Raw genomic sequence first — 25,865 nt, 5'->3', positions numbered from 1 at the left:
CAACGCAAGTACCTGGATCTCCGTGGAGGGGTGGCTCGTTTGACGGTGGCATCGTTCGTGCTATTCCTCGTCACGGCTACAGCCGCAACCCACGGCTTCGGCCGCTACCCATCGAAGGGAACCCCATGACCCGTCTGTCCGCCCGGAAGAACCGTGGCTTCACGCTCATCGAGCTCATGATCGTGGTGGCCATCATCGGCATCCTCGCAGCCATCGCCATCCCGAACTTCATCAAGTTCCAGGCCCGCTCCAAGCAGGGTGAGGCCAAGGCCAACCTGAAGGCCTGGTTCACCACGCAGCGCGCCTTCCTCCAGGAGAAGGATCGCTACGAGGAGGACATCAAGATCATCGGTTACGCCCCCGAGCGCGGCAACCGCTACGCCTACTACTTCGGCGCCGACACGGGCACCTGCGAGATGCGCGCCGCGGGCGCCATCGCCGAGCTCCCCTCCGCCTTCTGCATCAGCGTGGACACGGGCAAGTTCAGCGGCGCCACGGCGCTGCCGGAGCTCACCGCCAAGGGCACCGTCTCCCACGTGGGCACGGGCAAGCCGCCTGGGAATCCTGGCCTCTCCACCGCCGGCTGCCCTGGCTGCAACATCGACGCCTACGCGGTGGGCAACGTCGACAACGACCCGGTGGGCAACGACACCTGGTACATCTCGACCGGTGACGCCACGGTGGCCCACGTGTGCGGCAACGCCTCCGAGACCACGGCGGTGGCCGGTTCGCCTTGGACGAGCTACAACGACGTCGACTGCGACATCTGATTGATTACCCGCTCGGCCCTTGGGCCAGCGGGTAGTAAAAAGGACATCCGGGGCATATCCCGGGTGTCCTTTCTGTTTTTGAGACCAACATGCGGTCGCGAACCTCCCTGCCTGCCCTCCTGGCCGGCCTTCTCTGCCTGACCATCCTCGCCCTGCTCGCGGAACCTCCCCGCAAGCCTCCTCGGGGGCCTCACCAGGAGCCCCTCCTGCCCCGGCTCGAGCTGCTACGGCTGGTGGGACGGGGGCACCTGCAGATGGTCGCGGATTACTTCTGGCTCCAGCTCATCCAGGCCACTGGCCGCGCGCGACAGGCCGAGGAATACCGCGACATCTATCCCTACGCGGACCTCATCACTGACCTGGATCCAAGGTTCAGCATCGTCTACCCGTTCGCCGCGGGGGCGCTGCCCACCAATCTGGGCCGTGAGACGTGGGTCAACACCGAGGAGTCCACCCGGCTCCTACGCAAGGGCCTGCCCCTGGTGCCCGACAACATCGAGATGAACATCATGCTGGCCTACAACCTGAGCGCCTTCCACAAGCAGTACCGGGAGGCGGCCGAGGTGTTGGAGCGTACCTCGAAGCTGCCGGGTGCCCCTGCCTACCTGCCCGCGCTCGCCACCCGCCTCTACGCCCAGGCCGGGAACGTGAATGCCGGCCTGGCGCTGGCGCGCTCCCTCGCGGATTCCGCGGAGGACCCGGCCACGCGCGAGGCCTTCCAACAGCGAGTGCGCGATCTGGAGATGGAGGGAGAACTGCAGCGGGTGGATGACGCCATCTCCGACTTCCGCCAGCGGTTTGGCGTGGCCCCGCCCGACATCGACACGCTGCTGTGGCTGGGTTTCCTGAAGCAGCCTCCGCACGACCCGCAGGGGGGCGGCTTCTTCATCGGCTACGACGAGCGCGCCTACTCGGAGTCGCAGCAGCGACGGCTCGAACTCTACACCCCCGACAGCCGGGGCTACCAATGGCAGACGCAGGTGGTGCAGTGACTCCCATGGACTCTCCCGCTCCCATCGAGATCCGAAACCTTTCCAAGACGTACCGGCTCGGCTTCCTCATGAACCGACAGGTCCGCGCCCTCCAGTCGCTGGACCTCACCCTGATGCCGGGCCAGGTGTACGGACTGCTCGGCCCCAATGGTGCCGGCAAGTCCACCACCATCAAGATCCTCCTCAATCTGGTGCAGCCCTCCGCGGGCGAGGCACGCCTCTTCGGCCTGCCCCCCACCGCGAAGGAGGCACGCCGCCGAATCGGCTACGTGCCGGAGAACCCGGCGCCCTACGAGTACCTGACCGGCCGCGAGTTCGTCACGTTGTCAGGCCGGCTGGCGGGCATGAGCGGCAAGGAGCTGGATGACCGGGTCTCCGAAGTCCTGGGGCTGGTGCAGATGACGCGGGCGGCCAACCTGCAGCTCCGCCGCTACAGCAAGGGCATGGTGCAGCGCGTGGCGCTGGCGCAGGCCCTGGTCTCCAAGCCGGAGCTGCTCATCCTCGACGAGCCCACCTCGGGCCTGGATCCTGTGGGCCGCCGGCAGATCCGCGACATCATCCTCGAGGAGCGGCACCGGGGCACCACCGTGCTCTTCTGCACACACATCATCCCGGACGTGGAGGCGCTCTGTGATCGGGTGGCGGTGCTGGTGGGCGGCCGGCGGGTGCGCGAAGGCAGCGTGGCCGAGTTGGTGAGCGCGCAGGCGACGCACCTGGATTTGACGGTGGAGGGGCTGCCGGCGGAGCGCATCGAGGCGCTGGGGCTGGCGCTGGAGCAGGTCCGCAAGCTGGAGAATCGCGTGCTGCTGCGCGTGCGTGAGGCGGATGCACAACCCCTGCTCAAGCAGGTGCTGGAGCAGGGTGGGCGGCTCACCCAGTTGCAGCCCGCCCGATTTTCGCTGGAAGAGCTTTTCCTGCGCGCGCTCGAGGAGGCGCGGCAGGGCCCCGTGGGAGGAGAGATTTCGTAATGGGTCCGTTCGTCGCCCTGGCGCTCAATGGTTTCCGGGAGGCCCGACGCAACCGGGTCACCCTCCTGGTGGGCATCTTCGCGCTCACCCTGCTCATGTCCACCACACTCGTGTTGGAGGTCACCGTCGGCACGTTCGACCGCGTCCTCACGGACGTGGGCCTGGGGACCATGAACCTGATGCTGGTGCTGCTCACCATCTTCCTCTCCAGCGGGCTCATCTCGCGGGAAATCGAGCGGCGCACCATCTTCCTCATGGTGTCCAAGCCCATCTCGCGTGGCACCTTCCTGGTGGGCCGGCTGCTGGGCAACATCCTCACCGTGACGGTGCTGCAGTTGGCCATGGCCGCGCTCTTCATCCTGATGCTCGTCCTCTACAAGAGCCCCCTCACATACGCGCACCTCGCGGCCGTGGGGATGCAGTGGTTCGAGCTGTGGGTGCTCAGTGGCGTGGGCTTCCTGATGTCCAGCTTCTCCAGCCAGATGGTGTCCGCCTTCGTCACCGTCAGCATCTACTTCGCCGGACACCTCTCGGCGGACATCTACTCGCTGGCCATCAAGTCCCAGAGCGAAGCGGTGCAGGCGCTGGGACGGGCCGTGTACTACCTGCTGCCGGATCTATCGCGCCTCAACTACCGGCCCCACGCGACGTACTACGCCAGCATCTCCGGCGGCGAGCTGCTGTCCTCCGCCGTCTACGCCCTGGCCTACACCGGGGTGCTGGTGTCGCTGGCCGTCATCCTCTTCAACCGGCGGGACTTCCGCTGAAGGAGTGGGGTGGGACGGCGGGGCTCAAGCCTCGTCGTCCCGGTCGGAGAGCCCGTGCTTGGCCATGCGGTAGCGGAAGGAACGGAACGTCAGGCCGAGCAACTCCGCCGCACGCGTCTTCACCCCACCCGCCTGGGTCAGGGCGGCCACCAGGTAGCGCCGCTCGGCATCATCCAGGAAGTGCTCCAGGGAAAAGCCGGTCCCAAGCGAGACCTGCTCCGAGGGAGAGGCGGAGACGGCGGCGGGCTGTGCCGGCTCGCCCCGCAGCGTGGGGGGCAGCGAGGCCAGCGTCAGCACGTCTCCATCCGCCAGCGTGGCCGCGCGCTCGACGATGTTCTCCAGCTGGCGCACATTGCCAGGGAAGGGATAGGAGGCCAGCACCGCCAGCGCCTCTGGAGAGAAGCGCAACCCCGGCCGCCCCAGCTCCTTGCGCTGCCGCTCGAGGAAGTGCTCGGCCAGCAGCGGAATGTCGCCCGCCCGCTCGCGCAGGGGGGGCAGTTCCAGGGTGATGACGTTGAGGCGGTAGAAGAGATCTTCCCGGAAGCGCCCCGCCTTCACCTCGGCCTCCAGACGCCGGTTGGTGGCCGCCACCACCCGCGCATGGAAGGGGATCTCCGCCGAGCTGCCCACGGGCTTCACCTTCCGCTCCTGCAGCACGCGCAGCAGCTTCACCTGCGTGGCCAGCGGCACCTCGCCAATCTCGTCGAGGAACACCGTCCCCTCCCCCGCATGCACGAGCAGACCCGGCCGCTCCTGCGTGGCGCCGGTGAAGGCCCCCTTCACGTGACCGAAGAGCTCGCTCTCCAGCACGCCCTCGTTGAGGGCCGCGCAGTTGACGGGGAGGAAGGGCTGGCCGGCACGCGTGCTCTTGAGGTGGATGGCCTTGGCGATGAGCTCCTTGCCCGTACCGCTCTCTCCATGGATGAGGACGGTGGAGCGCGTGGGCGCCACCTTCTCCACCAGGCTCCACACCGCGCGCATCCGCTCGCTGCGGCCCACCCCCATTACTCCCGCGCCCGGCACCAGGTGCTCGCGCAGCGAGACGTTCTCCCGGCGCAGCGTGCGCTTCTCCAGCGCCTTCTGCACCAGCAGCTTCAGCTCCTCGTTGTCGAAGGGCTTGCCAATGTAGTCGTACGCCCCTTCGCGCATGGCCTCCACCGCCGAGGCCGCCGTGCCGAAGGCGGTGATGACGATGACCTCGGGCGGCTCGGGGAGGGACCGCGTGGCACGCAGCACGTCCATGCCACTCTGCGAGGCGCCCAACCGCATGTCGGTGACGACCAGGTCCACCCGCGCCGAGCCCAGGACCTCCCTGGCCGCCCGCACGCCATCCACGCACGTCACCTGGTAGCCCGCCCGGGTGAGCAGCACCTCCAGGAACTCGCGCATCGACAGCTCATCGTCCACCACCAGGATGTGCACGACCAGGCCCTCCCTTTCCCCCTCAACCCTGCAGCGGCAGTTGGATGAGGAACTCGGTGCCCTCTTTCGGAGACGAGGACACGCGGATGTTGCCACCATGCGCACGCACGATGGAGTACGCCGTGGACAGCCCCAGCCCCGTACCACCCTCGCGGGTGCTGAAGAAGGGCTCGAAGATGCGTGACAGGTCCGCCGCGGGAATGCTGCCCGCCGAGTCCCAGATGCGCAGCCAGGCCTCCTCGCCCACCGCCTCCAGCGTCACGCGCACCCTGCCCCGTTGGCCGGCCGCCTGGAAGGCATTGCGCAGGATGTTGATGAGCACCTGCCGGAACTGATCCGCGTCCACCGGCACGCGCAAGGGGGCGAGCACCATGTCCACCTCCACCTGCTGGGCGATGGGGTCCACCCGCAGCATCTCCACCGTCTCCGCCACCAGCACCTCCAGCTCCTGCTCCTGCTTGATGGGCGGAGGCGGGCGGGCGAAGCGCAGGAAGTCCTCCACCAGCTTGGAGAGCCGGTCCGACTCCCGCAGGAGGATTTCCACCAGTTTGGTCGAGCTCGGGTCCGTGTCGGGCTCCTGTACGAGCAGCTGCGCCGAGCCCCGCATGGCCGCCAGGGGATTGCGGATTTCGTGCGCGAGCTGGGCGGCCAGCGTTCCCAGGGCGGCCAGCCTGTCCGCGCGCTTCAGATCCTCCTCCATGCGGCGCAGCTCGGTGAGATCCTGGAAGACGATGAGCGTGCCACCTCCATCACTGCTCTCCAACCCCGTCACCGACAGCCCGAGCGTGCGCACGCCAGAGGGCGTCTGCACCGCCAGCTCCCGGCGGCGCTGGCGGGCATCCGCTCCCAACGCGCCCGGCAACAGGGACTCCACGTCCAGCCCCGGTGGCAACCGCGGCTCCAGAGACAGGATGGCACTGGCGGCCCGGTTCACGAAGGTGACACGCCCGGCCACGTCGCAGGTGATGAGCCCCGAGGGCATGCAGGCGAGGATCTGCCGCTGCAGGTGGTCCAGCTTCTTGAGGTCCGCCTCGCGCGCGGAGAGCCGTCCACCCGTAGCCGACAGCTGGCGCGTCAGGTAACCCGCCAGCGCGGCAATGAGGAACAGGGCCAGTACGTTGCTGCCCAGAAGGAAGAGGAGGCGCTGACGGCTGAGCACACCCACTCCCAGGGGCGGTTCCAACCATTGGAGCCTCACCGCCACGAGCAGCGTCGCATAAGCGAGCGCACTGGCCCCGGCGGCGATAAGCGCGCCTCGTCCATCCAGCAGGATGCTCGCGCCAATAACGGTCAGCAGGTAGAGGAAGGTGAAGGGGCTGTCTCCGACGCCGGTGAGGAAGACGAGCACCGAGGCGATGAGCAGGTCGCCCGCCACCTGCACCACCGCCGCCGCTCGGTCCGCCCGGCCCCCGCGCAGCATGAGGCCATAAACAAGCGTGAAGAGATAGACGAGCCCGATGGCCACGAACGACAGCGTGTCCACACGGCTGAGATCCTCCAGGGGCTGGAGGAGCAGCCGGGCCGCGACGGCCACGAGCGACAGGCTGACGGCCACCGTGCGGAACACGGTGAGCCAGACCAGCCGTGTCCGCAGCGCGTCGGCCTCCGGCGGAGCGGCGAGCACGAGGCTGCCGACGCTACTTGATGGCACCGGCGATGGAGAAGATGGGCAGGTACATCGCGATGAGGAAGCCACCGACCACGCCGCCCAGGAAGACCATCATCAGCGGTTCGATCATCGCCGTGAGGCCCGCGACCGCCGTATCCACCTCGTCATCGTAGAAGTCGGCGATCTTGTTGAGCATCGTGTCCATGGCGCCGGTGGCCTCACCCACGCCAATCATCTGCACCACCATGGGAGGGAACACCTTCGTCTCCAACAGCGGGCCGGCGATGTTCTTGCCCTCGGCGATCTTCCCGCGCACGAAGTAGATGGCCTCTTCCACGGAGCGGTTACCGGCCGTCTTCGCCGTCACGTCCAGGGCGTCCAGGATGGGAACACCCGAGGAGATCATCGTGCCGAGCGTACGGGTGAAGCGCGCCACCGCCACCTTGCGGATGACGGGTCCGAAGATGGGCGCCATCAGGAACACCTTATCGAAGAAACGCCGGCCCTGGGGTTGAGCGTACGTATAGGAGAAGGCCACCGCGATGGCGATGATGCCCATGAACGCGTAGCCCGCGTAGGCCTGGGCCCATTTCGACAGGTCCACCACGAACTGGGTGGGCGCGGGCAGCGCCTGGCCGAAGTCCGCGAACATCTTCTCGAACGTCGGCGTCACCTTGAGGAGCAGCAGCGCCGTCACGCCGAAGGCCACCAGGAGCACGATGGCCGGGTAGGTCATCGCGCTCTTGACCTTGCGCTTGAGCTTCTCGTTCTTCTCGCGGTAGGCCGCGAGCCGGTTGAGGATGTTGTCGAGGATACCGCCCACCTCGCCCGCGGCGCACAGCTGGACGAAGAGCTCGTCGAACACCTTGGGGTGATCTCCCAGCGCGTCCGCGAAGGTGGAGCCCTGCTCCACCTTGTTCTTGATGGCGAACACGACCTTGCGAAAGGCCGGGTTGTCCATCTGGCTGCCCAGGATGTCGAGGCACTGCACCAGCGGAAGGCCGGCGTCGATCATCGTGGCGAACTGACGGGTGAAGACGAGGATGTCCTTGCCCGTGACGCCCGTGCCGAGCGCGAGGTTGAGCTCGGAATCGAAGATCCCCTTGCGGCGAACCTTGACCGGATTGAGACCGAGCGACTTGAGGCGGGCATTGACGGCCTCGACGTCCGAGGCCTCCATCTCACCCTTCTTGGTCTCGCCAGACTTGGTCTTGGCCTCCCAGAGGAATTGGGCTGTGTTCTTCGACGACTTTTGTGGTGCCGACTTCTGGGTTGCCGTTGCCGCCATACAGGCCTCCGAGGGGGACGCGAGTCTATCCCCGCGGTTGAATTTCGCGAATTAGCGTGCGCCCGGACCGGCCGGCCGCTGACCAGGCATGCCGCCAGGCCCAGCACCCGCCAGGAGATTGCGGAGCTCGTCCGGATCGCTCGAGCGTCCAAAGGCCTCTTCCTGACTGATGAGCCGCCGCATCAGCAGCGCCGCCAGGGCCTGGTTGAAGGTCTGCATGCCGAACTTGGCCTGACCGACCTGCATCGATGAGTAGACCTGATGGATCTTGTCCTCGCGGATGAGGTTGCGGATGGCCGGGTTGGGAACCATGACCTCCAGCGCCAGCACGCGGCCCGGAGAGCCCTGCTTGGCGATGAGCGCCTGGCTCATCACGCCTTCCAGCACGAACGACAGCTGGGCGCGCACCTGCGGCTGCTGGTACGGAGGGAACACGTCCAGCACGCGGTTGATGGTCTGCACCGCGCTGTTGGTGTGCAACGTGGCGTAGCAGGTGTGGCCCGTCTCGGCGATCACGAGCGCCGCCTCGATGGTCTCCAGGTCGCGCAACTCGCCCACCAGCACCACGTCCGGGTCCTGGCGGAGGATGTACTTGAGCGCCGTCTTGAAGTTGCGCGTGTCGGCCCCCACCTCACGCTGATTCACCAGGCAGTTCTTGTGCGGGTGCAGGTACTCGATGGGATCCTCGATCGTCATGATGTGCTCATGACGGTCGGTGTTGATCTTGTCGATCATCGAGGCCAGCGTGGTGCTCTTGCCCGAGCCCGTGGGACCCGTCACCAGGATGAGACCGCGCGGCTTCTTCACCAGCTCGGCCACCACAGGGGGTAGACCGAGCTCCTGGAAGGTGAGGATCTTGAAGGGAATGGTCCGGAAGGCCCCCGCCACCGCGCCGCGCTGCATGTAGATGTTGGCGCGGAAGCGCGACAGGCCCTTCACGCCGAAGGACAGGTCGAGCTCGTTCTCCTCCTCGAACTTGTGCTTCTGGGCGTCCGTGAGGATGGAGTAGCAGAGCTGCTTGGTCTCCACCGGGGTGAGCTGGGCCGTCTTGAGCGGCACCAGCTCGCCATCCACGCGGAGCTGGGGCGGCGAGCCGGTGGTGATGTGGAGGTCGGAAGCGCCCTTCTCGACCATCGCCTTGAGCAGCTGGTGCAGATTCACGAAAACCGTCCTTCAGGGTAGGGGTATTAGGCGGGGTGGAGCGGGTTAGAAGTTGTCGGGCGCGGTGTTGGCCACCACTTCGTCCAGGGTGGTGACGCCGTCCATCATCTTCGCCAGGGCCGACATGCGCAGCGAGCTCATGCCCAGGCGGATGGCCTCGGCCTTGAGCTCGGCGGCGGAGGCGCCGTTGATGACCAGTTCCTTGAGGCCATCCCAGAAGGGCATGACCTCGTAGATGGCCACGCGGCCACGGTAGCCACGATCATTGCACTCGCGGCAGCCGACCTTCTCGTACACGGTGAAGGTGCCGAGCTTCTCCGGAGGCACGCCCGCGTTGAGGAGGGCCTGCTCGTCCACGTTCTCCGCCGGCCGCTTGCAGGCGGGGCACAGGCGGCGCGCCAGACGCTGGGCGAGGATCAGGTTGAGCGAGGCCGTCACGAGGAAGGGCTCGATGCCCATGTTGAGCAGACGGCTCACCGTGCCCGGGGCGTCGTTGGTGTGCAGCGTGGAGAGCACCAGGTGGCCCGTGAGCGCCGCCTTGACGCCGATTTCGCCCGTTTCGAAGTCGCGGATCTCACCGATCATGATGATGTCGGGGTCCTGACGCAGGAAGGAGCGCAGCGCCGCGGCGAAGTTCAGGCCGATGTCTTCGTGCATCTGCACCTGGTTGATGCCGGCGAAGTTGAACTCGACCGGGTCCTCGGCGGTGGCGATGTTGGTGTCGACCTGGTTGAGCGACGAGAGCGCCGAGTAGAGCGTCGTCGTCTTGCCGGAACCCGTGGGGCCCGTCACCAGCACCATGCCGTAGGGACGCTCGATGGCCTCCTTGAACCAGGCCAGCGGCTGCGGATCGAAGCCCAGCTTCGTCATGTCCAGCTGGAGGTTGGACTTGTCCAGGAGGCGGAGCACCACCTTCTCGCCGAAGAGCGTGGGGCACACGCTCACGCGGAAGTCCATCTCCTTGCCACCGCCGAGCTTGATCTTGATACGGCCGTCCTGGGGCAGGCGGCGCTCGGAGATGTCCAGGTTCGCCATGATCTTCAGACGGCTGGTGATGGCGTTCTTGAGCTTCATCGGCGGACGCATCACCTCGTAGAGGGAGCCGTCGATGCGGAAGCGGACGCGGAAGTCCTTCTCGTAGGGCTCGACGTGGATGTCCGAGGCGCGCTTCTTGATGGAGTCCTGGAGGATCAGGTTCACCAGCTTGACGACGGGCGCGTCGTCCGCGGCGCGGGCCATCTCCTCGACGTTGCCCTCCTCCTCCTCCTTGGCGACCTCGATGTCCTCGGCCATCTCCTCGACGAGGGCATTCATGTCCGGGCCCTTCTCGGCGTAGTAGCGCTCGATGGCCTCGCGGATGGAGATTTCGGACGCGACCACCGGCTCCACGTTGTAGCCGGTGAGGAACTTCAGATCGTCCACCGCGTAGATGTTGGACGGATCACACATCGCCACGATGAGCGAGGGGCCGGCGCGGTTGACGGGGATCACCAGGTGCTTCTCGGCCACTTCCTTCGGCACGAGCTTGATGATCTCCGCGTCGATGTCGAAATCCTTCAGGTTGATGGCCGGGACGCCGTACTGCTTGGAGAGGAAGTCGGTGAGCTTGGACTCCTCGATGGCTCCCGTCTTGATGAGGGCGGTGCCGATGCGCGTTCCCGTCTTCTGCTGCTCTTCCTGGGCTTTGCGCAGCTGCTGGACGGAAATGAGGTTCTCGCGAACCAGCAGTTCACCAAGTCGACCGGACATTCAGGGGCCTCGAACGTTGGAAAAACGAAGGGATGCGCGGACGTAGGCGCGCATGAGACTTTGAGAACGGATTAAAGGAAGGGACGCGCGGACCTGTCAAGGCGGCCCACGGGAGCCGCTCTCCTGGCAACCCGTTGAATCCATTCGGGAAAGTTTCAGTCGGACGCCCGGGCGATGACCGCTCGGGCAGCCTCGACATCCCGCTTGATCTGCCCCACGAGCTCCGCCACGGAGCCAAAACGGCGCTCGGCGCGCAGCCGCTCCAGGAACTGCACCCGCAGCTCCTTGCCGTACAGGTCCCCACTGAAGTCGAGCAGGTGCGCTTCGATCGTGACCTCGTTGACCCCGAAGGTGGGTTTGACACCGATATTCGCGACCCCCGGAAGCCAGGTGACATCCGGCCCCCCGCGGAAGCTGACGCGAATGGCGTACACACCGGCGGCGGGCCGCAGCTCGTTCTGGGTGTCCACGTTGGCGGTGGGGAAGCCGATGCCCCGGCCGCGCCCATGGCCGGTGACGACGGTGCCGTCCAGGTCGAAGGGCCGCCCCAGCAGCCGCTGCGCCGCGCTCACCCGCCCCTCGAGGATGTACTCGCGCACCTTGGAGGACGAGGCCACCACCCCATCCACGGTGACGGGAGGCACCACGTGCACCTGGGCGCCCCGGGCGGCGGCGGCCTCGCGCAGGGTGTCCGCGTTGCCGGCGCGGGCGGCCCCATAGGTGAAGTCATGGCCCACCACGAGGTGGCGCGCGCCCACCTCGTCCAGCAGCGAGGCCTCGAAGTCGCGCGGCGAGTGACGGGCGTACTCGAGCGTGAAGGGCTGCACCACCGCCGCGTCCAACCCGCTGGCCTCGAAGAGCTCCAGCTTGCGCGGCAGCAGGGTGATGAGCTTGGGGGCCAGGTCCGGCTGGAGCACCTTGCCCGGGTGGGGCTGGAAGGTGAGCGCGGCGGAGGGAACCCCCCGGCGCCGGGCCTCGGCGAAGAGGGCCTGGTGGCCCAGGTGCACACCATCGAAGTTGCCCAGCGCGAGCGCGCAACCGGCCAGCGCCCGCGCCTCCGACACACCTTGGAAGACCTTCATGGGTCGCCGGTATAGCGCCAAAACCGTCGCTTTGCCCTGGCCAGACCGCCCCGGCCCGTGCGAAGAGGCCTCCCAGCGTCACGCATCCGTCATGGCCCGCCCCCGCCTCCTCCCCGATCCCGTCGGCCTGCACCTGGCCAATCTCGAATCCCCTCCCGACTGGGACATGGAGTTCGGCTTCTCCGGCCCCCTGGAGCTGGAGATCGGCTCCGGCGCCGGTGGGCACGCGCTCGAGTACTGCCGGCGCCACCCCGAGGTGCGCTTCGTCGCCTTCGAGTGGCGCAAGAAGTACGCGCGCGACACCCTGGACCGCGGCAGCAAGATGGGCCTGCGCAACCTGCGCGTGCTCGAGGCCGACGCGCGCTTCGTGGTGCCGCGCATCTTCGCGCCGGGCTCGCTGGATGCCATCCACCTCCAGTTCCCCGACCCGTGGTGGAAGCGCGCCCACTTCAAGCGCGCCGTCATCCAGCCCGAGTTCGCCAGGCTGCTCCTGGACCGGATGAAGCCCGGCGGCCTGTTCGACATGCGCACGGACGTTCAGGACCGGGGCGTCTCCATGCTGGCCATCCTGGAGGACGCCGGCTTCCTCAACCCGCTCGGCAAGGGTGTGTTCCACCCTTATGATCCCGAGGAGGTCCCCTCCACCCGCGAGCGGCGCTATCTGGCCAGCGGCGAGCCCGTGTACCGCGCCCGTCTGCGCAAGCCCGCCTGAGGAGCACCCGGACGGGCGGCTGGCTTGGCAGCGGTGCCGCTTCCGGGAAAGAATCAGGGGCCCCCCGGACACCCCCGGACGAGGGGGGTCACAGGTGGACGGCAGCGACATGGCGGACGATTCGATCAAAAAAGTGGGAGAGGCGCCCCGCCGCACCCTGGCCACACCCACGCTCGCCGACCGCACCATCCTGCTCGTCGACGACGACCCCGCCAACATCCAGCACGTGCGCGAGGGCCTGGCCTCTCACGGCTACCGCTTCCGCGAGGCCCATGACGGCACCGAGGCGCTGCGCTCGCTCCGGGAGGTGAGGCCGGACCTCATCATCATGGACGTGGAGATGCCGCGGCTGGGCGGGGTGGAGGTGTGCCGCATCATCAAGGCCAATGGCGGCGAGGGGGGCTTCGGCTTCATCCCCGTCATCCTGGTGACGGCCCGGCAGGCGGCGGGCAAGGTGGAAGGGCTCGAGCTGGGAGCGGATGACTACCTGGTCAAGCCCTTCGACATGCTGGAGCTCTCCGCGCGCGTGAAGTCCATGCTGCGCCTCAAGGCGCTGCAGGACACGCTGGTGGAGAAGAACCGGGAGATGGACCTCAAGAACCGCGAGCTGGACCGGGCCAACAAGGAGCTGGCCCAGAAACGCGAGGAATTGCTGGCCCTCACCCGAATCGACGCGCTCACCGGCCTCTACAACCGCCGCTACTTCGAGGAGCGGCTGACCGAGGAGTTCATCCGCTCCACGCGCTACCGCTCGCCCCTGTCGCTGGTGATGCTGGACATCGACCACTTCAAGCGGCTCAACGACACCTACGGCCACCCCTTCGGGGACGAGGTGCTGCGCACGGTGGCCCGGGCGGTACGCGGCAAGCTGCGCGAGGTGGACTTCGTGGCTCGATATGGAGGCGAGGAGATCATCGCCCTGCTGCCGGAGACGGGGCCCAAGGAGGCACTCGGGGCCTGCGAGCGCGTGCGCGAGGCCATCGCCTCGCTCCAGCTGGAGCACCGCGCCCAGGACGGGTCTCGCCAGCAGGTGCGGTGCACGGCCTCCCTTGGGGTGGCCAGCGTGCCCGCCAAGAGCATTCTCGCCCTGGAAGAATTGCTGCGTGTGGCCGACGTCTGCCTCTACGAGGCCAAGGCCGCCGGCCGTAATTGCGTCCGCCAACATCAGGAAGAGACTCCCGGTTGATTCAGCCTCTTGGCGAGCGCTCCGCTTTGGCCTAGATGGCAGGAGCATGCGCCTGCCGCCCGCGATGTCGCTCCTCCTGCTGGCCCTGCTGGCTCTCGGTGGTTGCAACCGACCCAGCTACGAGACGCCCGTGAAGGCCTACCAGACCTTCCACCGGGCCGTGCAGCGCGGCGATGAGAAGACCGCCTACTCCGTCCTCTCCCAGCCCACCCAGGAGGCACTCAAGGCCCGGGCCCAGGCGGCGGCCGACGCCTCCGCGGGCGCGGTGAAGGCGGATCCGGTAGCCTTCTTCTTCGCGAATGTTCCACCCCCCGCCGATGTTACGGAAGTCTCGCTCTCAAGCGAGGAAGGGGACGTGGCGAAGGTAACCGTGGTTTCCTCGAATGGAAGAAGTCAGGTCCGGATGGTTCGTGAACCCGCCGGATGGAAGATTGACCTTACGCAGTCCCTCCAGCAGCCGTGAGCACAGGCCTCCCCCAGGCCGCTCGCGCATCAGGTAGCCTACGAACGTGAACGATCGGAAAACACGGCGGATCGCCCCCGCAGTCGAGGTCATCCGGCGCCCGGCCGCCACTCCCGGCACCGTTGCGCCGACCCCGACGCCCACGACCTCTGTCACCCCGCGGCCCACGCCGCGGCCCACGCCGACGCCCTCGGCGCCCACGCCCGGCCCCACCGTCAGCGTGACGCCCAGCGTGACGCCGAAGCCCACGCCGACTCCCTCGGCGCCGGTGACGCCGTCGGCTCCGGTGACACCTGCGTCCGTGGCCCCCGCCCCTCGGCCCATCCCCACTCCCACCGCCCCTCGGCCCATCCCCTCCCCGACCTCGCCACGGCCCGCCCCCTCGGCTGGCCGCGCGCCTGGAGCGGGACCGATGGGCTCGCGTCCCGGCGGTGGATTCGGACGCCCCAGGGCGCCCCGCCCCCCTCCCACGCCCGAGCAGATCCTCGCGCTCGCCACCAAGGAGCACGTGCCGGCGCGCATCGCCAAGGGCGAGCTCGAGGGCAAGATGAAGTGCCGCGTGTGGCGCAAGCTGCACGCCGAGGAGGCCAAGCGCTTCGACCAGGTGTACGAGCTGATGGGCCAGAACCCGGGCCTGTCGCTCCCCGATGCCTTCGGCGTGCTGCAGAGCGGCCTGACCGTGGCCGAGTTCCTCGCACGCAAGGAGCGCACCCAGCGCAAGGCCGCCGTGAAGCAGGCCCGCGGCGAGGTGGATGACTCCTCGGTGGGAACCTTCATCAACGGGCTGCTCGAGTCGAAGACGGAGCTGGCCATCGTGCTGGGCGAGCGCACCGTGCTCGATACGCTCGCGAGCGTGGAGCCCATCTCCTTCGTGCTCGGCCGCAGTGGCCGACTGGAGAAGCTCCAGGTCGTCATGCTCACCCGCCGCACGGACTGGGAGCAGCTCACGCCCCACCTCGAGCGCGATCAGAAGCTGGCCCAGAAGCCCGTCAACGTCGCGCGCCAGCCGGACAAGCGCCCGTTCTCGGACCCCCGCCCCTTCCTCGCCCACCAGGGCGAGCGCGTGCGGCTGACACTCCGCAATGGCATCCAGCTCACCATGCGGCTGCGCGTGGTGGGACGCTTCGACCTCATCGTCGGTGAGGACGGACACGAGGTATTCGTCCCGCTGCACGCCCTGGTGCGCTTCTCGGCCGAGAACGCCCCGGACGCGGAGATGCCCGGCAACGAGGCCGAAGAGAACGACTAGCCCCCAAGGAACCGCCGATGCCCTTCATCTCCAAAATCATCAAGCCGCTGCTGGCCCTCACCCTGGCGGCCGCGGTGCTGAGCGCCGGGCAGGGCTGCTCCAAGGAATCGAAGCCGGCGGAGCCCTCGGCCGCGGCCACCGCCCAGCCGACGAAGCCCGGTGAGCCGCGCACCATCGCGCTCTCCGTCACCGAGAAGGGCTACGAGCCGAGCCCCGTCACCCTCAAGCAGGGCGAGCCCGTGAAGCTGGTGCTGACCCGCACCACGGACCAGACCTGCGCGACGGAGATCGTCCTCGACGAGTACAACATCAACACCCCGCTGCCCCTCAACCAGCCGGTGGAGGTGAGCTTCACCCCCAACAAGACGGGCAAGCTCGTCTACGGCTGCGCCATGGGGAAGATGATCAGCGGCGTGTTCATGGTGGAGTGATTCCACTCCATCCGCCGTTCCGAGGGGGCCGACTCCATCCGCGCGATGGGGTGGCCCCCTTCTCGTATCAACGCCTCCACTCCCGAGCGTAGGGTGACGTCTGGACGGGGGACGGAGCAGGGCACCAGAGCGGCGCCCCCAGCTTCGCGGCCCGGTGACGCGCGAGGTGGAAGGCCGGCCAGCCTCCCGGCATCGACTCCCGGGCGTAGGCGCAGAGCGAGCGGCGGGCCCGCATCGCGAAGGAGCCCTCGAGCTGCTCGCTCTCGGGCCGCTGCGCCAGGTACGCGGCCAGCTCCGGCGCGGCGTCCTCCGAGAGGGCCAGCGTCATGTACTCCGCGTCGAGGACGACGCCCTCCGAGGAGCGCGCGAGGTTGCCGCGCGCGATGAAGGCGTCGGGGTTGAGCACGTTCAGCGTGGCGAGGAAGCCGAGCGCCCCCACGAAGGCCCCGATGGCGAAGCGCTCCGGCCGCCACCACAGCGTCACCACGCGCCAGGCGAACACCCCGGCCAGCGCCACCATGAAGACGTGCGTGTACACGCGCAGCTCCGTGTAACCGTAGACGGACTCGTAGAGCGCCATACGCTTCATCGCCGAGGCGAGGATGACCAGCACCAGGCCCACCATCGCCGTGCACGCCGCTCGGAAGGCGGTGAGCTGCCCCTGCCCGTGCAGCCGCGTCCAGCGCGCCAACGCCAGGCTGAGCCCCAGCGTCATCACCGACACCGCGAGCAGTTCGAAGAAGCCGCGCCGGGCGTACTCGGAATAGGTGAGCCCCGAGGGCAGGTGCGCCTCGCCGAACAGGAAGGCGAGCTGGATGGCGGCGAAGCCCAGGAAGAGCAGATCCACCAGGCCCACCAGCGTGAGGCTCTCGGTGAAGCCCAGACGGGCCTCGACGGGAGCCACCTCCGTCTCACCGGCCTCACCGCCATGGCGGCGGCGGCGTAGCGCGTGGGCGAACAGCCCGAGCACCCCGAAGGCGCTGCCCGCGATGAACACCCCCCGCCCCACCGCGTCCATGAACGACAACCCCAGGTCCAAGGACAGCACCCGCTCCACCGCGGTGGCGAAGACGGCGTCCGCCGAGACGAGCAATCCGGTGAAGATGAGCAGCACGGGTACGGCGAGCAGCGCTCCACGCAACACCGGCATCAGCTTCGGCGCATGCGCGCGGGCCGCGGACAGGTCCACCTCCGCGCGCACCACGCCCAGAGGGAGGAACACCGCCTGGAAGAAGGTCCCGAGCGCGGTGAACGGATAGCTCCACAGCCCGAGCCGCTCCACGCGGCCCGCCGCCCAGAAGTGTGTCACCAGCAACAGCAGGAAGCCCGAGGCGAGCACGTTGAGCGTCGTGAGCAACGGGCTCGCGCGCACGAACACCATCCCGGAGAAGAACAGCAGCGGCACGAGCAGCCACGCGTTGGGACGGGCCCGCTGCCAGCTCTCGCGGCCTCCCACGGTGAGCAGTGCCGATAGGAGAAGCACGACGAACAGAGGGAACGAGAGGCCGAGCGCGGGCCCATCGAAGAGCACCTCGGCGCAGATGCCCAACCCGAGCGCCGCGAGCAACGTCGCGCGGGGCCTGCGGAGGCGGGGAACGGCGGGTACGAGGGGAACATCGACATGCGGAGTTGGCAGGCCAGTGGCGGCGGTCGTCATATGAGACTCCGAGAGCGTGGGTTCGCCCGATGCCGTGCAAGGTTGCGCCCACCCGAGGCGACGACGAGGCCCTCCACGCCGAACGGTCGGTTCGCCGCGCCCAGCGGTCGCAACCCGGCCCGGCTCACGCCCTCCCCTCCCGCTCCGCCCTCCCTCCCGTGTCCGCTCCGCCACGGCTGCGGCCGGTGAACCACACTCCCTCCCCCCGTGAAGTCAACGAGCCACCAGTAGGACTGCTCCCTCGCAGCAGAACCCCGGGCGGCCGGTTTCTCGGCACGACGCCCGAAGACGGCTAGGCTGGACCCTCTTCTCCATGGGCAGCGCGGCGGAGCTCTTCACCCGACACGTATTCCTCGACCTCGAGACGACGGGGCTGGACCCGCGCGTCGACGAGGTCATCGAGTTCGGAGCCCTCTTCGTCGAGAACGGTCAGGTGGTGGACCGCTACGTCCACTTCTTCGCCGCCTCGCGCCCCCTGCCCCTCACCATCCGCCGGCTCACGGGCATCGACGACTCCATGCTCGCCGGTCAGCCCCGGCTCGCGCAGAAGGTCCCCGAGCTGCGCCAGAAGCTCGCCGGCTGGACCGTGGTGGCCCACAACGCCTCCTTCGAGAAGGGATTCCTCCCGGACCTCCTGGGCCCCATCCGCGCCCCCGTGCTCGACTCGTGCGAGCTGATGCACTACCTGCACCCGGAGCTGCCCAGCCATTCGCTGGAGTTCCTGCTGCGCTGGGCCGGCAAGGGCCCCCGCTCGCGCCACCGCGCCATGACGGACTGCGAGGCCACCCTCTCCGTGCTGCTGCACGCGTTCGAGGGCTGTCTCCGCGACGGCCGCGCCGATGACCTCGCCGACCTCCTGGAGACGCTCGACCCGCGCGCAGCGCTGCGGCTCGCGCAGATCGAAGCCGGCGAGTCTGGACTGGAGCTCGAAGGAGACCTCGACCCGGACGCGGCGCCCATCGTCACGCTCCTCACCGGGCTGTGGAACCTGTGCCGCTCCCGCTCGGCCCCGCTCAAATTGGAGGCCACGGGATTCCTCCCCGGACGCCCCGAGCGCCAGCGCACCGACGGCTCGAAGCCGCCTTCCGAACAGCCCGACGAGAGCACCCCCGTGCTGCCCGTGCGCACCGAGGAGGTGACGGCGCTGCTCGGCCCCGGGGGAGCCCTGGAGCGCGCGCAGGAGGGCTTCGCGGCCCGCCCCGCCCAGCTCGAGATGGCCCAGGCCGTGGCGCGCACCCTGTCCGACGGGGGGCAGCTCGCGGTGGAGGCCGGCACGGGCACAGGCAAGTCGCTCGCGTATCTGGCCCCCGCCGCCCTCTTCGCCGCTCGCAACGGGCGCAAGGTGGGCGTGGCCCCGCATACCAAGACGCTCCAGGACCAGCTCATCGAGAAGGACCTGCCCCGCCTGCACCGCGCCACCGGCGGAGCCTTCTCCTACGCACTCCTCAAGGGCCAGACGAACTACCTCTGCCGCCGCCGCGCGCTGGACATCACCCGCGTGGAGCCCGGCATGCGCCACACCGCGCGAGCCCCCCGTGCCTACCTGCGTGCATTGATGCGCCGTGGCCCGGATGGAGACCTCGACCGGCTGAGCCACTGGTTCCGCGAGCGCTTCCCCGTGCTGCTCGCGCTCTCCCCCGCGGTGCGCTCGGAGGCGGCCACCACGCTCGGCGAGCGCTGCCCGCACTTCCACCGCTGCTACTACCACTCGGCCGTGGCCCAGGCGCGCGACGCGGACGTGCTCGTCATCAACCAGTCGCTCGCCTTCGCCTGGCCCGCGCGCTACCCCAAGCTGGAGCACCTGGTGCTCGACGAGGCGCACGAGGTGGAGGACGTCGCCACCACCGCGCTCTCCTCGGAGCTGTCGGACCTGGCCTTCAGCCGGCTCACCGAGCGGCTCCACGGGCGCGACGGGCGGCGCGGCCTCTTCGCCGAGCTGCGGCGGGCCCTCTTCGCCTCGCGGCGCGCGGAAGCCCGCGTGCTGATGAGTGAGATCGACAGTGCCCTGCTCTCGGTGGGCTCGGCCGCGCGCGGCCTGGGCGAGCGCGTGATGGCCCTGTGCGAGCCGGCCGCGGCGAGTGCCTCCGAGGACGCGGACGAGTCCGCCTACGCGCCGGAGCTGCGCATCACCCCCGAGGTTCGGGCCGCCGCCACATGGGAGCCGGTGCGCGAGGGACTCCTGGAGGTGCGCGAGTGCCTCCAATCCCTGCACAAGCTGCTCACGGTGGGGCTGGCGGAGATCCTCCCGGACCTGGCGGTGAAGATGCCACCGCTGGAGCGAGAGCTGGCGGGAGGCGTGTCGGAGGTGCTGGAGCTGACCACGCTGGCCTCGGAGCTGTCCGACGAGCCCGCGGAGGGACGGTGCTACGCGGCCACGGCGGTGCCTCGCAAGCAGCGCTGGAGCCTGAGCGCGCAGCCTGTGAACGTGGCGGCCTACGTGTCGCGGGACTTCGCGCAGCACAAGCGCTCGCTGGTGCTGGCCTCGGCCACGCTGAGCACGGGCACCGAGCGGACGCCGTACGTGCTCGGACGGCTGGGATTGGATGGACGCAACGAGGGGATTCCCGCGCCCCGGCTGCTGCGCGCGCCCACGCCCTTCGATCTGCGCAGGCAGGCGCTCGTGGTGCTGGTGATGGATGCGCCTCGCGCGCACGAGGAGGCCTTCATCGATTGGGCCGCGACGCGCGTGTCCGGACTGGCCCAGGTGATGGGCGGGCGCGTACTGGGCCTGTTCGCCTCCACCCGGCGCATGGAGCGCGTGGCGGACCAGGTGAAGGCGAAGCTGGAGCCGCAGGGCATCGAGGTGATGCGGCAGTCACGCGGGCACGGGCGCTCTCTGGCGGCGCGGCAGGAGAAGGACACCGGCACGGTGCTGCTGGGGACGAAGAGCTTCTGGCAGGGCGTGGACATCCCCGGCCGGGGCGTGGGGTGCGTCTTCATCGACAAGCTGCCACTGGAGCCCGCCAGCCGTCCGCTGGTGGCCGCTCGCGAGGAGCCCCTCTCCCGCGGAGGCAACACGCACCTGGGCTTTCTGTACTACCGGCTGCCCCGAGCGCTGCTGCAGCTGCGCCAGGGCGTGGGCCGGCTCATCCGCTCGCATGGGGACCGGGGCGTGGTCGTCATCGCGGACCCCGGCCACCCCAGCTACCGGCAACTCATCCTGGACGCGCTCGCCGGCTACCGCGTGGAGATGCTCCCCTGGTCCGAGGCCCGCGTGCGCCTCTTCTCCGCCATCGAGGAGATGGGGCTCATCCGCAGGAGCTGAGTCAGGCGGAGCCGGGCTTCGTGTCGGGCGGAGGCCCAAGGGTCCAATGCTCCAGCTCTTGCCGAGCAGTTTTCTCCTGGGTCATGGCCGGGATGTCTAGCGCAGTCTCAGGGCCTCACGTGTCCCACTCGAACGTGTCCGCGGCCTCCTCGATGATGCGAGGCGCCAGCACCTTGAGCAGTTCCTCGGGCTTCGCTCCCGAGGCCTGCACTTCCACGTCCCCCAGCAGCAACTGATCCGGGTAGCTGACGCACACCATCCGCACCAACAGGCCTCCCGACTCCGTGTCGAGAATCTCCGCCTGCACCCGGAAGCCGAGGATGCCGTGCTTGCGCAACACGCCCTTCGCCGCCGCCTTCTTCTCCTTCGTCGGCGCCAGCAGCGCTCCCACCTGCGTCAGCTTGCGCCGCATCCGCGCCTCGGTGGACTTCACCACCTCCGGCCGCAGCTGGCCCGTCTTGTCCTTCACCCCACCGAAGGACACGTAGAGCCGGGGCGTCTGCTCCTTCAACCCCTGCAGCACCTGGATGGAGGCCTGGATGGCCGCCTGCGTCGCCGCGTCCGTCTCGCGCTTGCGTGCCTTCAGGCACTCCAGCCCGGCCAGCTCCTTCAACTTCCCCAGCGCCTGAGCCGAGGCCGCACGGACCTGCTCGCTCGGATCCTTCAAGCCTTCACACAGGGGCTTGAGCGCCTCCGGATCATCCGAGGCACCCAGGCCCTGCGCGGCCTGCGAGCGCAGTCGGGGCTCCTGCCCCTGCCCGAGCTGTTTGCTCAGCGCGGCGGTCCGGGAGTCCACCTGGGCCAGGGCAACCCCTGGCAGGGTCAGCAGCAACAAGGAAAGGAGCGAGAACGGGCACCGCATGCGGAGCTCGCATCCTAGAACCAGGACAGCGAGGAACGCAGCGCACCGGGGGTATGAGCTCTCGCTATTTCCACCCGAACGCACCCGTGACGTCCTCGATGACGCGAGGCGCCAGCGCCACGAGCAGATCCCACGGCTCCGCGTTCGAGGCCTGCACCTCCACGGTCCCCAGGAGCTGTTTGCCCGGGTAGCGCACGCCCATCACCGACAGCTTCAACCCCCCCGCCGAGGCTCCAGGGCGGATCTCCACCACCAGCCGGCAACCCTGGACCTTCTGCTTGTCCAGGAGCGCCTTCGCCGCCGCTTCGCTCTCCTTCTCCGGCGCGAGCCACGCGCCCGACCGCACCAGCTCGCGCCGCATCCGGGCCTCGGTCGCCTTCACCATCTCCGGCGACAGCGTCCCCGTCATGTCCTTCACCCCCGCGAACACCACGTACGCACGCGGGGGGCGTTCCTTCAGCTCGCGCAGGGAGCGCAGCGCGGACTCCATCGCCGTCCGGACCTCCGCCTCCGGCTCGTCCTTCCGGGCCTCCAGGCACTCCACCCCGCCTGGCTCTCCCAGCTTCTCCATCCCCCCGGCCGCCGCCGCCCGGACCTCGGCGCTCGGGTCCTGGAGCCCGGCACACAGGAGCTCGAGTGCCTCGGGGTCATCCGACGCCCCCAGGGCACGCGCCGCCTGGACGCGGTGGAGGGGCTCGGTCCCCTGCTTCAACCTCCTGCCAAGCGAGGCCGTTTCGGGGTCGGTTTGTGCCAGGACTGTCGCCGGGCAGACGAGCAGCAGAAGGGTGACAAGGTGGGATGGGGAGCGCATGTCAGTAGGCGGATCCTAGCTCGGTCCATAAGAAACGCAGCGCCCCCACCACTTGTGGCATATACCCTCACCATGTCCTCTGTCCTGTCCGCCTCCCAGATTCGCGAGGCGTTCCTCGAGTTCTTCGAAGAGCGCGGTCACCGCCGCGTCGCGTCGTCCTCTCTCGTCCCGCAGAACGACCCCACCCTGCTCTTCACCAACGCAGGCATGGTTCAGTTCAAGGACGTCTTCACCGGCCGTGAGAAGCGCGACTACTCGCGCGCCACCACGTCGCAGAAGTGCGTGCGCGCCGGCGGGAAGCACAACGACCTCGACAACGTGGGCTACACCGCCCGGCACCACACGTTCTTCGAGATGCTCGGCAACTTCTCCTTCGGCGACTACTTCAAGGCCGACGCCATCGCGTACGGCTGGGAGTTCGTGACGAAGACGCTCGGCCTGTCCAAGGAGCGGCTCGCCGTCACCGTGTTCAACGGCGAGGGTGGTGTCCCCTGGGACGAGGAGGCCTTCGAGCTGTGGGCGAAGCAGGGCGTGCCGCGCGAGCACATCTACAAGCTCGGCCTCAAGGACAACTTCTGGGCCATGGGCGACACCGGCCCGTGCGGCCCCTGCTCCGAAATCCACTTCCATCAGGGTGACGACATCCCCTGTGCCGAGATCGCCGCGGGCCGTCCGTGTCAGGGCGTGGCGTGCGACTGTGACCGGTGGCTGGAGATCTGGAACCTCGTGTTCATGCAGTTCGAGCGCAAGGAGAAGGACGCGCCGCTGATTCCGCTGCCCAAGCCGTCCATCGACACGGGCGCGGGCCTCGAGCGCATCGCGTCCGTCGTCCAGGGCAAGCGCTCCAACTACGACACGGATCTCTTCCAGAGCATCATCTCGCGCGTGAGCGAGCTGGTGGGCAAGCCCTACACCCAGGAGGGCGGAGCCTCCATGCGCGTGGTGGCGGACCACAGCCGCGCGGCCGGGTTCCTCATCGCCGACGGCGTGCAGCCCTCCAACGAGGGCCGTGGCTACGTCCTGCGCCGCATCATGCGCCGCGCCATCCGTCACGGCTCGCTGCTGGGGCTCGAGGACCTCTTCTTCTTCAAGGTCGTGGACCGCGTCATCGAGCTCATGGGCGACGCCTACCCCGAGCTGCGCGAGAGCCGCACCTTCATCCTCGAGGTCTGCAAGCACGAGGAGGAGAGCTTCCGCCGCACGCTCAACCGCGGCATGAAGCTCATCGACGAGGAAGTGGCCCGGATGAAGCAGGCCGGGGAGAAGGTCCTCTCGGGCGAGAAGGTCTGGGAGCTGCACGGCACCTACGGCTTCCCGTGGGACCTCACGGAGATCATCCTCAAGGAGCGCGGCTTCGAGGCCGACATCCAGGGCTTCGAGAAGCTCAAGAAGGAGGAGGCCGAGAGGGGCACGGACGAGGGCGGCATCTCCAAGGACAAGGCCATCGCCACGGTGCACCTCGCGCTGCTCGAGCGCCTGGGCCCCACCGAGTTCCTCGGCTACGAGGGCGTGGGCCACGAGGGCGAGGGCTCCGTGCGCGCCATCGTCAACAAGGGCGGCGTCGAGCTGACCGAGGCCAACGAGGGCGATGAGGTGGAGCTGGTGCTGGACCGCACGCCCTTCTATGGCGAGTCCGGCGGCCAGGTCGGTGACACCGGCCGCATCGTGGGCCACGGCGGCAAGGCGGTGGCGCAGGTGCTGGACGCGCAACGTCCGGTGCAGGGCCTCGTCGTGCACCACGTGAAGGTGACGCAGGGCACCTTCAAGGTGGGTGACATGGTGCAGGCGGGCGTCGACGGCGAGCGGCGCTCGTCCATCCGCGCCAACCACTCGGCCACGCACCTGCTGCACAGGGCGCTCAAGCTGGTGCTCGGCGAGCACGTCAAGCAGGCCGGCTCCGTGGTGGCGCCCGACTACCTGCGCTTCGACTTCTCGCACTTCTCGCCCCTCACACACGAGCAGGTGGAGCAGGTGGAAGACCTGGTCAACGGCTGGGTGCGCGAGAACACCGAGGCCCAGACGCGCGTGATGAACCTGGAGGACGCGAAGAAGTCCGGCGCCGTCGCCATGTTCGGCGAGAAGTACGGCGAGACGGTGCGCGTCGTCACCGTGCACCCCCAGTCCACCGAGCTGTGCGGCGGCACCCACGTGCGGCGCAGCGGTGACATCGGGCTCTTCAAGATCGTCTCCGAGAGCGGCGTGGCCTCGGGTGTGCGGCGCATCACCGCCGTCACCGGCATTGGCGCCATCCAGTACCTGCGCGAGACCGAGCGCGAGCTGAAGAAGGCCGCCGAGCTGCTGAAGACCTCGCCCAAGGACCTGGTCAAGCGCGTGGAAGCCACGCAGCGGCGCGTGAAGGAGCTGGAGAAGAAGATCGAGGAGGTGGCCGTCAAGGCCCAGGCCGGCTCCAGCAAGGACCTGCTCGAGCAGGCGCGCGACATCAACGGCATGAAGGTACTCGCCACGCGGATGGATCCGGCGGACCCGAACGTGTACCGCGGGCTGGCGGATCAGCTGCGCGATCGCCTCAAGTCCGGCGTGGTGCTCATCGGCGGCGAGAAGGACGGCAAGGTCGTCCTCCTGGTGGCGGCCACCAAGGACGTGGTGGCGCGCGGCATCCACGCGGGCAACCTGCTCAAGGAGCTGGCCAAGGAGGTCAACGGCCGCGGCGGTGGCAAGCCGGACCTGGCCCAGGGCGGTGGCGAGGACCCCTCGCGCATCCCCGCCGCCTTCGACAAGCTCTACGAGCTGGTGAAGGGAACGAGCCTCTCATGAGACTCGACGCCCGTGGCCTCGCGGCGCTCCTCTGCTCTGCGGCCCTCATGGGGGGCTGCAAGAAGGAGGAGTCCGCGCCCACCGAGGACCGCACCCTGGCGAAGCTCCGCCAGGAGGTGGATCGCGTGAACCAGGGAGGTGCGCCCGCCGCCCCTCCCGACGCTCCCGCGGACCCCAACGCGCGCCTGGCGGGCCTCGCCGCGGGCCACGAGGCGGAACAGGCCAGGACGTACGCCCTGGCCTCGAAGGAGCGCGTGAAGGTGGACACGCTCTCGCTGAAGCCCACCCACCTGGAGGCCCTGCACTCCCTGAGCGGCAAGGGCAAGGTGTCGCTCACCACCACGGACCTCTTCGTCCGCGTGGAGCTCGAGGCCGAGAACGTCGGCCCCCAGCCCGTGGACCTCTCGCTCTCCGCGACCCGGCTGGTGGACGCGGAGGGCAAGGAGTACCCCATCGCCCGAGATGCACAGACCGTTGGCGGCACGCGCACGCTGGACCACACCTGGCAGCGGGAACAGCGCGAGTCGCTCGTCCTCCTCTTCGAGGCGCCCGCGGAGGCCCTGGCTCCCGGACTGGCGCTCCTGATTCCCACCCCCGGCGGCGCGGACGCTCGCATCCCGCTGCAATGAGGCCCTCCTGGAGGCGT

At 68.7% G+C, this 25,865-nt stretch carries 21 protein-coding genes; 12 read left to right on the top strand and 9 right to left on the bottom strand.

Going from position 1 to position 25,865, the window contains the following annotated elements; translation table 11 throughout:
• Window positions 1-125: 125 nt before the first annotated feature.
• The 4 genes from JQX13_RS27280 to JQX13_RS27265 all read left to right on the top strand — a co-directional run bounded on the left by JQX13_RS27280 (window position 126) and on the right by JQX13_RS27265 (window position 3,497).
• Complete coding sequence (locus tag JQX13_RS27280; protein WP_203402412.1) at window positions 126-770, top strand: prepilin-type N-terminal cleavage/methylation domain-containing protein; 645 nt, start codon at window positions 126-128, stop codon at window positions 768-770.
• Between the two features lie 89 nt (window positions 771-859).
• Window positions 860-1,762, top strand: coding sequence for a hypothetical protein (locus tag JQX13_RS27275; protein WP_239013892.1), 903 nt, complete (start codon window positions 860-862; stop codon window positions 1,760-1,762).
• 5 nt (window positions 1,763-1,767) lie between these two features.
• The gene (locus JQX13_RS27270; protein ID WP_203402411.1) at window positions 1,768-2,730 is read left to right on the top strand and encodes an ABC transporter ATP-binding protein; all 963 of its coding nucleotides are present in this window, start codon (window positions 1,768-1,770) and stop codon (window positions 2,728-2,730) included.
• On the top strand, window positions 2,730-3,497 hold the full coding sequence (locus JQX13_RS27265) for an ABC transporter permease (RefSeq protein WP_203402410.1): 768 nt from the start codon (window positions 2,730-2,732) through the stop codon (window positions 3,495-3,497). Before JQX13_RS27270 ends, JQX13_RS27265 begins: the two co-directional genes overlap by 1 nt.
• A gap of 24 nt (window positions 3,498-3,521) precedes the next feature.
• On the opposite strand, the gene JQX13_RS27260 is transcribed toward JQX13_RS27265, so the two are convergent.
• From JQX13_RS27260 to JQX13_RS27235, 6 genes are all read right to left on the bottom strand, one after another.
• A complete protein-coding gene (locus JQX13_RS27260; RefSeq protein WP_239015359.1) occupies window positions 3,522-4,886 on the bottom strand; it encodes a sigma-54-dependent transcriptional regulator in 1,365 nt (454 codons plus the stop codon).
• A 55-nt stretch (window positions 4,887-4,941) separates the two neighbouring features.
• The gene (locus tag JQX13_RS27255) at window positions 4,942-6,543 is read right to left on the bottom strand and encodes a two-component system sensor histidine kinase NtrB (protein WP_239013891.1); all 1,602 of its coding nucleotides are present in this window, start codon (window positions 6,541-6,543) and stop codon (window positions 4,942-4,944) included.
• 13 nt (window positions 6,544-6,556) lie between these two features.
• A complete protein-coding gene (locus JQX13_RS27250; RefSeq protein WP_203402408.1) occupies window positions 6,557-7,816 on the bottom strand; it encodes a type II secretion system F family protein in 1,260 nt (419 codons plus the stop codon).
• A 51-nt stretch (window positions 7,817-7,867) separates the two neighbouring features.
• Complete coding sequence (locus JQX13_RS27245; protein WP_275425017.1) at window positions 7,868-8,950, bottom strand: type IV pilus twitching motility protein PilT; 1,083 nt, start codon at window positions 8,948-8,950, stop codon at window positions 7,868-7,870.
• Between the two features lie 72 nt (window positions 8,951-9,022).
• A complete protein-coding gene (gene pilB / locus JQX13_RS27240) occupies window positions 9,023-10,726 on the bottom strand; it encodes a type IV-A pilus assembly ATPase PilB (RefSeq protein WP_203402406.1) in 1,704 nt (567 codons plus the stop codon).
• 155 nt (window positions 10,727-10,881) lie between these two features.
• Window positions 10,882-11,808: a bifunctional riboflavin kinase/FAD synthetase gene (locus JQX13_RS27235; protein WP_203402405.1), complete on the bottom strand. Its 927-nt coding sequence runs from the start codon at window positions 11,806-11,808 to the stop codon at window positions 10,882-10,884.
• Between the two features lie 91 nt (window positions 11,809-11,899).
• Here JQX13_RS27235 and trmB point away from each other — a divergent pair, with 91 nt between their 5' ends.
• From trmB to JQX13_RS27210, 5 genes are all read left to right on the top strand, one after another.
• Window positions 11,900-12,520, top strand: a complete 621-nt coding sequence (gene trmB, locus JQX13_RS27230) for a tRNA (guanine(46)-N(7))-methyltransferase TrmB (RefSeq protein WP_203402404.1) — start codon at window positions 11,900-11,902, stop codon at window positions 12,518-12,520.
• A gap of 109 nt (window positions 12,521-12,629) precedes the next feature.
• The gene (locus JQX13_RS27225) at window positions 12,630-13,706 is read left to right on the top strand and encodes a diguanylate cyclase (RefSeq protein ID WP_203402403.1); all 1,077 of its coding nucleotides are present in this window, start codon (window positions 12,630-12,632) and stop codon (window positions 13,704-13,706) included.
• Between the two features lie 46 nt (window positions 13,707-13,752).
• Window positions 13,753-14,169: a hypothetical protein gene (locus JQX13_RS27220; protein ID WP_203402402.1), complete on the top strand. Its 417-nt coding sequence runs from the start codon at window positions 13,753-13,755 to the stop codon at window positions 14,167-14,169.
• A gap of 412 nt (window positions 14,170-14,581) precedes the next feature.
• Window positions 14,582-15,418 carry a hypothetical protein gene (locus tag JQX13_RS27215; RefSeq protein ID WP_239013890.1) on the top strand — a complete coding sequence of 279 codons (837 nt, stop codon included), beginning with the start codon at window positions 14,582-14,584 and terminating at the stop codon, window positions 15,416-15,418.
• A gap of 17 nt (window positions 15,419-15,435) precedes the next feature.
• Window positions 15,436-15,849 (top strand): cupredoxin domain-containing protein, encoded by a 414-nt coding sequence (locus tag JQX13_RS27210; protein WP_203402400.1) that lies wholly within the window; start codon window positions 15,436-15,438, stop codon window positions 15,847-15,849.
• Between the two features lie 67 nt (window positions 15,850-15,916).
• On the opposite strand, the gene JQX13_RS27205 is transcribed toward JQX13_RS27210, so the two are convergent.
• A complete protein-coding gene (locus tag JQX13_RS27205; protein ID WP_203402399.1) occupies window positions 15,917-17,506 on the bottom strand; it encodes a DUF4153 domain-containing protein in 1,590 nt (529 codons plus the stop codon).
• Between the two features lie 313 nt (window positions 17,507-17,819).
• Here JQX13_RS27205 and JQX13_RS27200 point away from each other — a divergent pair, with 313 nt between their 5' ends.
• Entirely contained in the window at window positions 17,820-20,771 is a 2,952-nt protein-coding gene (locus tag JQX13_RS27200; protein ID WP_203402398.1) for a helicase C-terminal domain-containing protein, read from the top strand.
• Between the two features lie 115 nt (window positions 20,772-20,886).
• Here the strand turns inward: JQX13_RS27200 and JQX13_RS27195 are convergent, their stop codons facing one another.
• Together JQX13_RS27195 and JQX13_RS27190 are read right to left on the bottom strand one after the other, a co-directional pair.
• Entirely contained in the window at window positions 20,887-21,633 is a 747-nt protein-coding gene (locus tag JQX13_RS27195; RefSeq protein ID WP_203402397.1) for a HEAT repeat domain-containing protein, read from the bottom strand.
• A gap of 64 nt (window positions 21,634-21,697) precedes the next feature.
• A complete protein-coding gene (locus tag JQX13_RS27190; protein ID WP_203402396.1) occupies window positions 21,698-22,444 on the bottom strand; it encodes a HEAT repeat domain-containing protein in 747 nt (248 codons plus the stop codon).
• Between the two features lie 72 nt (window positions 22,445-22,516).
• Between JQX13_RS27190 and alaS the strand changes: the two genes are divergently transcribed.
• Window positions 22,517-25,219, top strand: coding sequence for an alanine--tRNA ligase (alaS, locus tag JQX13_RS27185; protein WP_203402395.1), 2,703 nt, complete (start codon window positions 22,517-22,519; stop codon window positions 25,217-25,219).
• Window positions 25,216-25,848, top strand: a complete 633-nt coding sequence (locus JQX13_RS27180) for a hypothetical protein (RefSeq protein ID WP_203402394.1) — start codon at window positions 25,216-25,218, stop codon at window positions 25,846-25,848. Before alaS ends, JQX13_RS27180 begins: the two co-directional genes overlap by 4 nt.
• The last annotated feature ends 17 nt before the right edge of the window (window positions 25,849-25,865 follow it).

It is taken from the genome of Archangium violaceum (genome assembly GCF_016859125.1).
GTDB classification, from domain to species: domain Bacteria; phylum Myxococcota; class Myxococcia; order Myxococcales; family Myxococcaceae; genus Archangium; species Archangium violaceum_A.
This window is presented reverse-complemented; position numbering and strand designations above follow the sequence as displayed.

Excerpts from the sequence above, each read along its gene's own strand:
- JQX13_RS27270 (WP_203402411.1), top strand. The coding sequence starts at position 1,768 with ATGGACTCTCCCGCTCCCATCGAGATCCGAAACCTTTCCAAGACGTAC.
- JQX13_RS27210 (WP_203402400.1), top strand. The coding sequence starts at position 15,436 with ATGCCCTTCATCTCCAAAATCATCAAGCCGCTGCTGGCCCTCACCCTG.
- JQX13_RS27245 (WP_275425017.1), bottom strand. The coding sequence starts at position 8,950 with ATGGTCGAGAAGGGCGCTTCCGACCTCCACATCACCACCGGCTCGCCG.
- trmB (WP_203402404.1), top strand. The coding sequence starts at position 11,900 with ATGGCCCGCCCCCGCCTCCTCCCCGATCCCGTCGGCCTGCACCTGGCC.
- JQX13_RS27265 (WP_203402410.1), top strand. The coding sequence starts at position 2,730 with ATGGGTCCGTTCGTCGCCCTGGCGCTCAATGGTTTCCGGGAGGCCCGA.
- JQX13_RS27220 (WP_203402402.1), top strand. The coding sequence starts at position 13,753 with ATGCGCCTGCCGCCCGCGATGTCGCTCCTCCTGCTGGCCCTGCTGGCT.
- pilB (WP_203402406.1), bottom strand. The coding sequence starts at position 10,726 with ATGTCCGGTCGACTTGGTGAACTGCTGGTTCGCGAGAACCTCATTTCC.
- JQX13_RS27225 (WP_203402403.1), top strand. The coding sequence starts at position 12,630 with ATGGCGGACGATTCGATCAAAAAAGTGGGAGAGGCGCCCCGCCGCACC.
- JQX13_RS27280 (WP_203402412.1), top strand. The coding sequence starts at position 126 with ATGACCCGTCTGTCCGCCCGGAAGAACCGTGGCTTCACGCTCATCGAG.
- JQX13_RS27205 (WP_203402399.1), bottom strand. The coding sequence starts at position 17,506 with ATGACGACCGCCGCCACTGGCCTGCCAACTCCGCATGTCGATGTTCCC.
- JQX13_RS27200 (WP_203402398.1), top strand. The coding sequence starts at position 17,820 with ATGGGCAGCGCGGCGGAGCTCTTCACCCGACACGTATTCCTCGACCTC.
- JQX13_RS27250 (WP_203402408.1), bottom strand. The coding sequence starts at position 7,816 with ATGGCGGCAACGGCAACCCAGAAGTCGGCACCACAAAAGTCGTCGAAG.
- JQX13_RS27180 (WP_203402394.1), top strand. The coding sequence starts at position 25,216 with ATGAGACTCGACGCCCGTGGCCTCGCGGCGCTCCTCTGCTCTGCGGCC.
- JQX13_RS27235 (WP_203402405.1), bottom strand. The coding sequence starts at position 11,808 with ATGAAGGTCTTCCAAGGTGTGTCGGAGGCGCGGGCGCTGGCCGGTTGC.
- alaS (WP_203402395.1), top strand. The coding sequence starts at position 22,517 with ATGTCCTCTGTCCTGTCCGCCTCCCAGATTCGCGAGGCGTTCCTCGAG.
- JQX13_RS27215 (WP_239013890.1), top strand. The coding sequence starts at position 14,582 with ATGGGCTCGCGTCCCGGCGGTGGATTCGGACGCCCCAGGGCGCCCCGC.
- JQX13_RS27195 (WP_203402397.1), bottom strand. The coding sequence starts at position 21,633 with ATGCGGTGCCCGTTCTCGCTCCTTTCCTTGTTGCTGCTGACCCTGCCA.
- JQX13_RS27275 (WP_239013892.1), top strand. The coding sequence starts at position 860 with ATGCGGTCGCGAACCTCCCTGCCTGCCCTCCTGGCCGGCCTTCTCTGC.
- JQX13_RS27260 (WP_239015359.1), bottom strand. The coding sequence starts at position 4,886 with ATGCGCGAGTTCCTGGAGGTGCTGCTCACCCGGGCGGGCTACCAGGTG.
- JQX13_RS27190 (WP_203402396.1), bottom strand. The coding sequence starts at position 22,444 with ATGCGCTCCCCATCCCACCTTGTCACCCTTCTGCTGCTCGTCTGCCCG.